This window comes from Acinetobacter sp. YH16042 (genome assembly GCF_013417245.1).
GTDB classification, from domain to species: Bacteria; Pseudomonadota; Gammaproteobacteria; order Pseudomonadales; family Moraxellaceae; genus Acinetobacter; species Acinetobacter amyesii.
The window spans coordinates 78,436-90,860 of the sequence record NZ_VPEJ01000007.1; the positions used below are offsets into that span (position 1 = coordinate 78,436).

The following is a 12,425-nucleotide window of genomic DNA, read 5'->3' on the forward strand; positions in this document are numbered from 1 at the left end:
CAAATTTATTTGATATTTCATATTTTATCTATCTTAAAAATTAATAGAAAAATACATAACTCAATTTCAATTTATTCCAATCTTGATCATCTTGCTGCTGGTATTCATAGCCTAGTTTTAAAGCATTTTGTTGGTTGACGATATATTGTAATTCAGCATCGAGTTTCAGATTCCATTGATGTGTGTCTTCCCAATACGGAAGCTCTGCCTGAACCAAACTATTTAATTTTTCTGACCAAATATTTTGGCAACCCAATGTCGGCCCAAGGCCCACTCGCCATCCATCATCTAGTGACTTGCCGCCCTGCACCTGCATTTGAGACTGCACATAACACAAATGTGTGCGTTCCTGATTGGCCCAGCTATATCCAGATTGCGCTTTTAATTCAGCTACACCATGTTGTTCCGTTTCGCTAAATTGACCTGCATCTACTGACACTTGCTGCCAGCCAAAATTAAAACCCCAGCTTAGCGGTGTTTTAAATGGCGTGATCGGGTTGTAAGAATTGACCGATAAAAAATCAAAATGATTGAGTTTGAGTTGGTCGTCTCGATATTGGATCGAGCCATCCCAAAACATCAACTGCGTACCAATCCGAAAGCCACCTTGCGGATCGATCAAGTCATGATATGCCTGACGATGCCCGAGTTCGATATATTTTTCACCTTGAACTTCGCCTACTGCGGCTGAAAAATTTCGCGCATGATGTCCATTGACTGGGTCTAGACTTGGCTGCTTAGGTTCAGTCCGTTGTTTGGGTTGTGAAGATTGGCTACGTAAGGCCAAGATTTGACGCAATTTAGGCTGCGTTTCTTCCGCACTCACCTTTCGACCAATCAGTAATAAATACAGATGGTCGTACGCCATTTCCAATATTTTCGCTTGCTCTGCTTCATTAAACTGAGCGACTGCTGTCGACATGTTATCAGGTTCAATTTCAGCGAGCTTATGCGCTTCACGTGCTAAACGATATCCATGTTGCTGCGCTTGTGATAAAAGCTGCGTTTCTAATGCAGGACGATACACCGCTGCTTGAATCAGTTGTTCATCATTGATCGCTTTAATCGTTTCAACAGGAATGGAAGCGACTTTAAATTTTTCGGTTAAATTCAGTGTCGGGCGAACCAAATCCATTAGGCCCAATAATCGATATGCACAGTTATCACTGGCAAAATAATAGGGAAAACTGACATTTTGCATTTCCCAAAGATGTTTAACCAAATAACTGGTTTCTTGCTCGGTCAGTGCTAGCTCATATTCCCACAAATCACGACTTTCAAAATCACCATATTCTTTCACCTTTCGGTAGTACGGCATCAAGGAATATTCACCAGGATATTGCCCTGTTAAGCCTTTCCATGCATAAGACCAGTTATCTTCACCTGCAACTGTCGCAGCATAGTTAATGGCATAGGACACCAAATTTAGCTCTTTCTGATCTTTCGGATCGAGACGCAACAAGGTATGTCCAAACATAGAACTTGGATTCCCCATAAAGTCTGTGGCGTAAATTAATGTCGCTTTATACGGCTTAATTTTCCCAAACCATTCATCAAACTCAGGGCAACTCACTACTGGTAACTGCTCTGAACGGATGGATAATTCTTGCATCAACCACTGACTACGCGCAGGGAAACGACAACGAAAGGCTTGATTATGTTCGGCGGTTTGAAACAGTGCAGCGACATCTGCCTCTAATTCGGCTTGGGCATTTTGACGGCCATTTTCAGCTAGAAAGTAACCTGAAAAAGCAACTTCACTTTGTCCTTTATGATCTGTATATAAAAGTCGTTGCCAACTGATGTGTTCAGACAGTTTTTTTGATTGTGCAAGTTCAATATATCGCTGTAGCTCTACGGTTTTAGAGAGGTTTGGATCTACAACTTGCTGAGCATATAAGATGCTCGGAATCATAAAGGTACAAAATAAAGCAATTGATTTCATTCAGTTATATTCAAATCCATTTTTATATATTTTAGATAATAAAAAACCCTGCCAAGAGACAGGGTTTTGAAAGCATCGATTAAACGTATGCTTTAAGTACTTCATCTTTCGCCATTACGCTTTGTAATGAAGCAAGTACTTGTAGAGAAGACTGGTTTTCAGCTGAATAGATTTCAGCAAAATTTGCTTTAGACACAGCAAAGAAACGTGCTTTATCTGTTGATTGGATGTTTAAAAGCTCAGCCAAAACATTCAGGCTCTCACCTTGACCAACTGCCATATCACGAGCAAGTGATTCAGCATTTTCATTGGTAAATGTTACCGCTTGAGCAGTCACTGTACCTGTACCGCTACAACCTAAAGTACCAAAGGTAATACCAAGTAACTGGTTAGTAAAAATACCGTTGGTAGTCGCAGCTAAAATTTTAGGAATTTTACCTGATTGACCAGCCCAAACTTGAGAACCAACACCACAACCTACGTCACGGTCAGCAAAAGCAGCTGTAGAACCTAGTGCAACGACTGCAACTAAAGCTAATTTTTTTAACATAGCACTTCTCCAGGGAATTTTATTCCATTGTTTTTAATTATTAAAACATGTGTAATTTTGATTACACACCTGTAGATTAACTTGATCTTTCAGAGAAGGCAAAACATTTTCATCTAAAACTTTTGGCTAAAAATAATACATTCTTTTTCACTATTTTTTGAGCAACCAAGTACCATTTTCATCACGTTTTCCAAGGATTTTGAGTACTAAAACCAGACTGAGTAATAACAGCAAATACCAAGAACCGAGTTTACCCCACCCGACCATATGCCATGCATCAACTTGACTTGGATATAACCAAATTTGATAGAAGGTACTGATATTTTCTGCGATCCAAATCAAAAATGCCAAAATCAACAATACCGGTAACATCGGCAACTGAATCACATGATTTTGTAATTGAAAACTGAGCTTGGTTTTCCAAAAGATCACCACACTCCAAGCAAACAAAAGCATACGAATATCTGGCACAAAAAATTTGGTCATAAAATTAAAATATGACAAAACGGCTAAGCACAGCATATTGCCAAAATGCGGTAAGTTACTAAACGATACCTGATATAGACGTAACGAACGTGCAAAGAAACTCCCCACCGCCGAATACATGAAACCTGCAAACAATGGCACGGTCAGCAGTTTGAAAACCGCAGGCTGCGGATATTGCCATGAGGCAATGTGTGGATGGGTGAGAAATATTTCCATCCCCATAGCCAGCAGATGAAACAGTGCTATGACTTTCGCTTCCGCCCAAGACTCGAGTTTTAAGCAGAGTAAACACACTTGAATGATCAGTGCATAAAACAATAAATAGTCATAACGGAAAAAGCCAAAATATTCCTGACTTCCCATTGCTGCAGTGAATGCAAAAGCGATCAGCAGTAATATCCCAAATAAGGCAGCCGAAGCTGCCTTATAAGAGAACTCAAAACATGATTTTATCATCTTGACCACGGTTGAATCCTAAACCTATTTCCCTGAAGCCTTATAAATACTTGGCACTATATTCGTGTACCGTATCAATAAAGGCTTTCGGATTGGTTGGATCTACCCACTGGGTAATACCATGGCCTAAGTTCGCCACATAACCGGTTTTTTCACCATTGGCATATGCGTCATCTAACATAGCACGCGTCGCTTTCGCAATTGCTTCAGGCGAACCATACAATGTTGCTGGGTCTAAGTTACCTTGCAATGCTGCACGGCCTGCGACTGTTTGACGTGCCACATTTAATGGCGTAGTCCAATCTAAACCAAAGGCATCTGCACCCGTTGCAATCATTGGCTCTAACCATTGACCACCACCTTTGGTAAACAAAATCACAGGGACTTTGCGTCCATCTTTTTCACGCTGTAAACCTGCCACGATTTTTTGCATGTAGTTCAGTGAAAATTCAATGTATTCACGGTGTGCTAATGCCCCACCCCAACTATCAAAGATTTGTACGGCTTGCGCACCTGCATCAATCTGCGCATTGAGATATTCAGTCACCGCAACAGCCAAACGGTCTAATAAGGCATGCAGCACTTCAGGTTGTGCATACATCATTTGTTTCGTAAAACGGAAATCTTTGCTTGAACCACCTTCCACCATATAGGTTGCCAATGTCCAAGGACTGCCTGAGAAGCCAATCAAAGGAACTTGTCCGCCCAATGCTGAACGAATCGTAGTCACAGCATTCATGACATAATCTAAGTCAGATTTGGCATTAAACTTAGGTAAATTCAGTACATCTTGTTCGGTACGTACAGTTTTATGAAACTTCGGACCTTCACCTGCTTCAAAATACAGTCCCAAACCCAACGCATCAGGTACAGTCAAAATGTCTGAAAATAAAATGGCAGCGTCTAAGTCATAACGACGCAAAGGTTGTAAAGTAACTTCACAAGCAAATTCTGTATTTTTACAAAGGGATAGGAAATCACCCGCTTTTGCACGTGTTTCACGATACTCTGGTAAATAACGGCCAGCCTGACGCATCATCCAAACCGGAGTGGCATCTACCGGTTCACGTAATAAGGCATGCAAGAAACGATCATTTTTTAAGGTCGTCATTCACTTTCCCAACTTAATTCGATATTCGCATCATCATATCAAAAAGGTTGTAAATATAATAACTTCTCAAGCATTTAAAAACCGATCATGTTGAGTGCCAAAAATGATATTTACACAAAACAACTACTGCATCTCCACTTTTTTTCTGTAATACTTAGCCAGTTTTTAATACACAGTAAATGAATAATTCTTAAGGTTGAATTACATGTTCGTTCGCACCATGCTCGCACTGAGCCTAAGTTGCATATTTGCTGGTACAGCTATTGCCGCATCTACTGCTGAACAACCATTAACGCCAAAAAAAGTGACTAATGTTGCAGTCCAGGATCCCATTGATCCGTTAGCGACTGAAGCTTCATCTGCAACTAGCCAGATTAGCGCTCAAGAACAAGAAGATCTGAACCAAGCATCGCAAACTTTAGACAGCTTGCAACAATCAGAAGATGTTAAAGCCGACATCGGTGCTGCACCTGCTACAGCGACTGCTACAACTCCAACATCAACTTCGCCTGCTGCCAAAGTTGCTTGGGGTTTAAATGACCTAAATAATGCTCAGTGGTATGACAACATTGGTAAAGGTCAACTCCCTGTTTATGCACGTGCGCATGTCATGCTCAATAATGCACATGCTTCACCGGGTGCAATTGATGGTACCAGTGGTAAAAATACCCTAAAGGCGATCGCTTCATTCCAACAAATGAATAGCTTGAAACCTACAGGGACTTTAACTAAAGAAACTTGGGATGCGCTGATTGCGAAACAAGGTTCTAAACCTGCATTCATTGAATACACGTTGACTGATGCAGACTTGAAAGGTCCTTATGCAGCATCAATTCCACACGACTATGCATTACAAGCAAAAATGAAAGGCTTGTACTACACACGTGTGACTGAAATGTTAGGTGAAAAATTCCACATGGACGAAGACTTTTTGAAAAAGTTGAATCCAAAAGCGACATTTAAAAAAGCTGGTGAAAAAATCTTAGTAGCGAATATTCGTAACGAAGTTCCTGAAGATATTCACCTGATCGTTGCACATAAAGGCGCGAAACAACTTTACTTGTTTAATAGCCGCAACCAAATGATCGGTTCATTCCCGGCAACGATTGGTAGTTCAGATACACCATCACCTACAGGTACATATAAAGTAACAGGTGTTGCACCAAACCCTTGGTACAGCTACTCACCTTCTAACTTTGTTCAAGGCAACAACAGAAAACCATTGTCTTTACCACCTGGTCCAAATGGTCCTGTTGGTAATATCTGGATTGGTTTGAGCAAAAAATCATTTGGTATACACGGTACTCCGAACCCATCTGCAATCTCTAAAACTGCGTCACACGGTTGTATTCGTTTGACCAACTGGGATGCAAATGACTTAGGTAAGAAAGTGAAATCTGGTGTGACTGTTAAATTCTTAGAATAATTTTAGTCATATTTAAAAAAGCCTGCTTCGTGCAGGCTTTTTTTATAGTTGCGCCTTTATGCATAACAAAAGACTCAATCTTGGATGAGCGTTGCAAAAATAGGATGAATTGTCGCTAAAAAACTATATATCCCGATTTAGTTCAATCCTAAAATAGGCATATGTTCAATAATTAAGATAAGGATGAATGCCATGAATGCTTTTTTACATCCAAGTGAAAACCGTGGTCACGTAAAAATGGGCTGGCTTGAGTCTAAACACAGCTTTTCTTTTGGTAACTGGTATGACCCGAAATACATGGGCGTTAGTGCGCTTCGTGTAATTAATGATGACTTAATTGCAGCCCATGAAGGTTTTGGTCAACACCCACATGACAACATGGAAATTTTAACCTGTGTGTTAAAAGGCACCATTACGCATAAAGACAGCATGGGCAACCATGGTGGCATTTCTGCGGGTGAATGGCAGCTCATGAGCGCAGGTACAGGTGTGCGCCATAGCGAAATGAACCAAGGTGATGAAGATGTGCATTTACTACAAATTTGGATCGTTCCAAATGAACGTGATGCTGAACCGACCTATCAACAAATTAAATGTGATCCACGTGATCAACCCAATCAATGGCATTTAATTGTCGGTCCAAATGACAATGCAGCTATGCATATTCGTCAGCAGGCGGAAGTTAAATCTGCATTTTTGACTAATGGTCAAGCTTTAGACATCCATGCAACGCAGCATATCAACTATATTCATGTTATTTCAGGTTCAGTGCAAATTGCTGAACATAAAGTTGAAGCTGGTGGTGCAATTGCGTTCTTAGAAGATAGCCAAATTGAAGCGCTTGAAGATGCTCAAGTGATTTGGTTTGATTTACCCGAAGTAAAATAACAAAACAGCCCTCAAATGTGAGGGCTTTTTTTATGCCGCTTGGCTTAGGCGTTCACTGCGTTTATACAACCACATCAACACAAAGACGGAATGATAAATCCTGCAGCCACCATGATGCCATGTAGGATTGAGGCATAAGGTTCAGCAAGCATGGCCAAATGTTTCATTGGAGATGTCAATGGATGGAATCACTTTAAAAGTCTCGAAATCAAGCATTTTGAGATGTTTTTAAATGACGCTCAGTAGCTCAACATTTAGATAAAATTCATCAATCAAAGGTGATTTTATTCTATTGCTGATGCAATCTATCTAATCAGCCTTCAGTTTCCACGCGATAAAAATGATTTTGCATAAAGACGCCAAACATAGAGGCAAATAATTGCCGATCTTGTTCAATTTGAAAGATGCCCCCGAAATAGTCCCGATCTGTGGTTAAAATTAAATCGAAGAACGTTGCTTGGTTAGGAACCACTCCCTTTCTTTGGCAATATGCAAAATATGCGCTGACACCTTCAAATAAATTCCACCATTCCTGTGGACTTCCAATCTGAATACCACCTAATGAATGTTCCAGATCAAACATCGCATTGAGCAGATACTGAAAATTTTGCTGTGAACATTGAAATTGAAATCTCGGATAATCTGTTGTTAGATTTAATTCGATCAGATGTAAATGGATTCTCCAAGCACGCTCTAATCTACATTTAACTTTTAAATATTGTTGATAACGACGTCGATCTTTTGCTGTGACCGTTGTTAGGCGGGATAAATCCATATTGTCGTGTAAATCACTGAGTTTTACTTCACACGCTATTGCATTTTTAGCAGTACGCTGCGCAGCTTGAAATCGGTTCTCACCTGCTGTTTTAGTCAGTGCCAGTATCGCGTCAATAATATGCGCTTGAAAACCCATAGCACGAAGCTCATCCGTCGTTGTCGCAGTATCTTCTAAAATGTCATGTAATACAGCGACGATTTTAGCGTCGGGATGTTGCACATTTTGCATCACACGAAGTGGATGTTGAATATAGGCTTGTCCCGCTTTATCGACTTGTCCGAAATGGCGTTCAGTCGCCAAAGAAATCGCATTTTCTAAAGTTGAAATAAAGAATCTCCCCTTCGTGGTCTTTTTTATTTTTCTCCATCATATTAACCAATGAATACAGATATTTGTAACTCTAAGCGCTACTCGAACGACACAGATTGACTCGTAAAATACATATCTACCGTGAATTATCGTGAGGTAGATCTTTTGCAAATACTTCTATGCCATTCGCGCCAACATTTCCAAAGTAATTTTTTTCACCTCTTCTTTACTTTGCTGAATATGGCTGCGCATTTTCTCCAATGCCGCTGTCACATTATGTCCAAAGATCAATTGTAAAATTTGTTGATGCTCTGCATAAGTGGCTTCAATTCGATAATCTTTAGAAAAATCTAAACGTCGAATAATACGGATTTTTTCACTCACATCCCGATGCACCTTTGCTATTTCACTATTGCCTATTGCTTCAACCAATTGACAGTGAAATGCTTCATCTTGCATCGATAAAGTTTTTAAATCATGCAAATACTGCTCAGGCTGAATACACCACAGATTCACCAAGTCTTGTAAAGCCTGTTTGAGTTGTTCTGTTTCCATTTTGCAGAGCTGCTCAATGGCATAGCATTCAAGCAAAATCCGCAAATCATACAGTTCTTCATAAGCTTTAAAGTTCAGCGGCTTCACCTCCCAACCGCTACGAAAATGTACTCTTACATAGCCATCTTGCTGTAAACGGTATAAAGCCTGACGTACGGGTGTACGGCTCACTTCATACAACTCGGCAATTTCAGATTCGGTAAAACGTGCGCCCGGTTTGAGCTGGAAATCAAAAATATCGTTTTTTATTTTTTGGAAAACCAGCTCAGACAAGTTGTCTGAGCTTTTCCCAACAATGGTGGTTGTGGTCATGTTTATTCCATATAAACCAGCGGCTCACCGCTATGTACCGTTTGTCCTGCACGGCAGATAATCGCTTTCACGATACCATCATCATCGGCATAGACTGGAAGCTCCATTTTCATCGCTTCAATAATGGCTACAGTCTCACCTTTCTTCACAGACTGTCCCGCTTCGACAAAAATTTTCCAAATGTTGCCGGTCATCGATGCATTCAAGGCTGCATACTGGCTATAGTCGGTATCATCTTGCAGGATTTCCATTTCCGCAGGCGCATCAAACTCATCTTTCCAGCGTTCAACTTCAGTTGTAAATGCCTGCAGCTGCTGCGCTTTAAATTCGGTAATACTGTCCTTTTCTGTTTCTAAAAAGGCTTGATAGGCTGCAAAATCAAATTCAGTTTCTTCAATTTTGATTTCCGCCACACCATTGGCAAAGTCAGCACGGAATTGATCCAGTTCAGCTTCGGTTACTTCATAATATTTAATTTGATCAAAGAAGCGTAAGAACCATTGCTGATCGCCAAACTGTTTGTTCTTTTTAAACTTATTCCAAATAGGCAGTGTACGGCCAATCAATTGATAACCGCCTGGTGAGTCCATGCCATAGATACACATGTACATACCGCCAATACCCACTGTGCCTTCTGCAGTAAAAGTACGTGCAGGGTTATATTTCGAGCTGAGCAAACGATGACGCGGATCAATTGGCACTGCACAAGGTGCAGTTAAATACACATCGCCCAAACCTAAAATTAAGTAATTTGCATCGAAAATGATGTCTTTGACTTGCTCACGGCTGTCTAAGCCATTAATACGCTGAATGAAATCGACGTTATTTGGCAACCATGGCGCTTTGGCACAGACACTTTCTTGATAACGTTCCACAGCACCTAAAGTTGCCGAATCCTCAAATGCCATCGGCAAGTGAATAATACGGGATGGAATTTTAATTTGGCTCAAATCGCCCATCTCATTTTCGAGACCCAATAAGAACTGAATCAAATTCGCTTGGCTGAAACGCAATCCATCATATTTAATTTGCAGTGAACGTACACCTGGTGAAAGCTCTAAGATGCCATCAATATTCGCTTCACGAATCAGCTGCATCAGTCGATAAACACGTAAGCGCAATGCAAGGTCGAGAACGTTTTCGCCATATTCCAGCAAGATGTAACTGTCACCTGCCTGACGATATATAGCTTTCGGCGCATACGCATCTGCTTCACGCACTGCCAATATCCCTTCTGGCTTACATTCAAAAGTTGCCGCCTGTTTTGCTTCAGGTGCTTGAGCAAAGTTTTGGATATCGGCAATTTGTTGAACTTCCAAGGCATTGGCTTGTTCAACACTCATCGGATAGAAACTGATGCTGTCATCTGCTTTAAGCTGACCAATCTTCCAAAGTTCTGCTTTGGCAATGGTTACTGGGCAAACAAAGCCACCGAGGCTTGGGCCATCTTTAGCCAAAATCACAGGGAAATCACCGGTGAAGTTAATCGCCCCAATGGCATATTCACAATCATGCACATTGGATGGATGTAAACCTGCTTCACCGCCATTTTCACGTGCCCAGCTTGGTGTCGGACCTGTTAGGCGAATACCTAAACGGTTTGAATTAAAGTGCACATTCCATGTTGAAGCAAAGAATTCTTCAATATATTCAGGTTTAAAGAAATCGGGTGCACCATGCGGACCATACAGCACGCCAATTTTCCATTCTTTGCCATAGCTTGGAATACGCTCTGCTGCCAAAGCTTGTGGTGCTGCTGTAGCAATTTCCAATCCATCCAAAGGCAGGCTAGGGTTGACCATTTTAATCATGTCGCCTGCGCGCAGCACTCGCCCTGCATGACCGCCAAAATTACCCAATGCAAAGGTTGAACGACTGCCTAGATATTTAGGTACATTTAACCCATTGCGGATTGCAAGATATGTACGGCAACCCGATTCAACTTGTCCTAGTACCAAAGTTTGCCCAGCTTTGATGTTGATCGGCTGCCAAAAATCGACATTTACTCCATCTAGAGCCGCGCTGCATGGCGCACCTGCTAAGGCTACGATGCTGTTGGCATGAAATTTAAGACTTGGTCCTTGTAAGGTAAATTCAAAGCCTGCTGCCGATTTTGGATTACCCACAACTTGATTGGCCAACTGAAATGCATAATCATCCATTGGGCCTGATGGCGGTACACCAATATCCCAATAGCCCACACGCCCCGGATAATCCTGAATCGTACTTTGTGTACCTGGTTGCAGCACCTCAATCACATTTGGCACATATTTAAAATCATCCAGCAGGCGTGTCCAAATTTGCATATTTTCAAAGCGTGCATCAGACACTACGGTATGCGCATAGTCTAAGTTGGTGCTGATGCCATTCAAGCGGGTTTCAGCCAAGGCTGTTTTTAACTTGGCAATCGCACTGTCTCGGTCTGCAGCATGCACAATAATTTTGGCAATCATCGGGTCAAAATATTGTGAAATTTCAGTACCTGTAGACACCCAAGTATCCACACGAATATCTTCAGGGAAATACACATCCGTCAACACACCCGGACTTGGCTGGAAGTTTTTCACTGGATCTTCCGCATAAATTCGCACTTCAATGGCAGCACCATTGGGTTGAATATTGCTGAGTTTTTCCCAATCTAAAGCATCACCTGCCGCCACTTTCAGCATGCATTCAATCAGGTCTAAGCCCGTCACCATTTCAGTGACTGGGTGTTCAACCTGCAAACGGGTATTCACTTCAAGGAAATACACTTCATCACGGGCAGCATCATAGATAAACTCAACCGTACCTGCGCTGCGGTATTTCACCAATTGACCAAGCTCTACAGCAGCACGGTGCAATTTTTGACGGGTTGCTTCTGGTAAGTGCGGTGCAGGTGTTTCCTCAACGACTTTTTGGTTACGGCGCTGCAATGAACAATCGCGCTCCCCAAAGGCAACGACTTGACCTAAACCATCACCAAAAATTTGTACTTCTACGTGACGGGCTTTATCGACAAAACGTTCGAGGAAAACACCTGCATCCTTAAAGAATTGCTCGCCTAGACGCTTTACACTTTCATACGCATCTTTTAATGATTGTTCATCATCACAGCGGGTTAAACCAATTCCGCCACCACCTGCGGTGCTTTTCAGCATGATTGGATAGCCAATCTCTGCAGCAGATGCGAGTGCTTCATCCAAACTTGCCAATAAACCTGTGCCTGGTGTCATGGGTACATTGGCGGCCGCAGCCAATTCACGTGCACGATGCTTCAAACCAAACTCTAAAATTTGTTCAGCCGTTGGCCCCATAAAAGCAATGTTATTTTCCTCACATGCACGGGCAAAGTCGGCACTTTCAGATAAAAAACCATAACCGGGAAATATTGCTTCAGCGCCAGTTTGTTTGGCTGCTTGAATCAATTTTTCAATACTTAAATAAGTTTCTGCAGGTTTAACACCTTCAAGTGAAACCGCTACATCTGCATCTAACACATGCTGTGCATAACGGTCGGTCTCTGAATACACGGCAACAGATTTCACACCTAATTTTTTTAGAGTACGAATCGCACGAACAGCAATTTCACCACGGTTTGCAATTAAAACTGTTTTAAACATGATTATT

8 protein-coding genes and 1 pseudogene are annotated in these 12,425 nt (G+C 41.5%); 2 read left to right on the forward strand and 7 right to left on the reverse strand.

All coding sequences use genetic code 11. From position 1 onward, the window contains the following. Positions 1-40 precede the first annotated feature (40 nt). The 4 genes from FTV37_RS07240 to hemE form a co-directional block, all read right to left on the reverse strand. Positions 41-1,915: a DUF4105 domain-containing protein gene (locus FTV37_RS07240; RefSeq protein WP_373683564.1), complete on the reverse strand. Its 1,875-nt coding sequence runs from the start codon at positions 1,913-1,915 to the stop codon at positions 41-43. Between the two features lie 109 nt (positions 1,916-2,024). Continuing rightward, positions 2,025-2,495, reverse strand: a complete 471-nt coding sequence (locus FTV37_RS07245; RefSeq protein WP_078190276.1) for a DUF3015 family protein — start codon at positions 2,493-2,495, stop codon at positions 2,025-2,027. 150 nt (positions 2,496-2,645) lie between these two features. Beyond that, a complete protein-coding gene (locus tag FTV37_RS07250; protein WP_180063439.1) occupies positions 2,646-3,437 on the reverse strand; it encodes a DUF817 family protein in 792 nt (263 codons plus the stop codon). A gap of 40 nt (positions 3,438-3,477) precedes the next feature. Continuing rightward, positions 3,478-4,548 carry a uroporphyrinogen decarboxylase gene (gene hemE, locus FTV37_RS07255; RefSeq protein ID WP_180063399.1) on the reverse strand — a complete coding sequence of 357 codons (1,071 nt, stop codon included), beginning with the start codon at positions 4,546-4,548 and terminating at the stop codon, positions 3,478-3,480. Positions 4,549-4,753: 205 nt separating this feature from the next. Between hemE and FTV37_RS07260 the strand changes: the two genes are divergently transcribed. Together FTV37_RS07260 and FTV37_RS07265 are read left to right on the forward strand one after the other, a co-directional pair. Beyond that, positions 4,754-5,974: a L,D-transpeptidase gene (locus tag FTV37_RS07260; protein ID WP_180063400.1), complete on the forward strand. Its 1,221-nt coding sequence runs from the start codon at positions 4,754-4,756 to the stop codon at positions 5,972-5,974. Positions 5,975-6,166: 192 nt separating this feature from the next. After that, the gene (locus tag FTV37_RS07265; protein WP_180063401.1) at positions 6,167-6,862 is read left to right on the forward strand and encodes a pirin-like bicupin family protein; all 696 of its coding nucleotides are present in this window, start codon (positions 6,167-6,169) and stop codon (positions 6,860-6,862) included. A 703-nt stretch (positions 6,863-7,565) separates the two neighbouring features. Here the strand turns inward: FTV37_RS07265 and FTV37_RS07270 are convergent. The 3 genes and pseudogenes from FTV37_RS07270 to uca form a co-directional block, all read right to left on the reverse strand. Then, positions 7,566-7,967: pseudogene (locus FTV37_RS07270) on the reverse strand (guanosine-3',5'-bis(diphosphate) 3'-pyrophosphohydrolase); the annotation flags it as partial. Between the two features lie 159 nt (positions 7,968-8,126). Beyond that, entirely contained in the window at positions 8,127-8,816 is a 690-nt protein-coding gene (locus tag FTV37_RS07275) for a GntR family transcriptional regulator (RefSeq protein WP_180063402.1), read from the reverse strand. Between the two features lie 2 nt (positions 8,817-8,818). Then, the gene (gene uca / locus FTV37_RS07280; protein WP_180007653.1) at positions 8,819-12,418 is read right to left on the reverse strand and encodes an urea carboxylase; all 3,600 of its coding nucleotides are present in this window, start codon (positions 12,416-12,418) and stop codon (positions 8,819-8,821) included. Positions 12,419-12,425 lie beyond the last annotated feature (7 nt).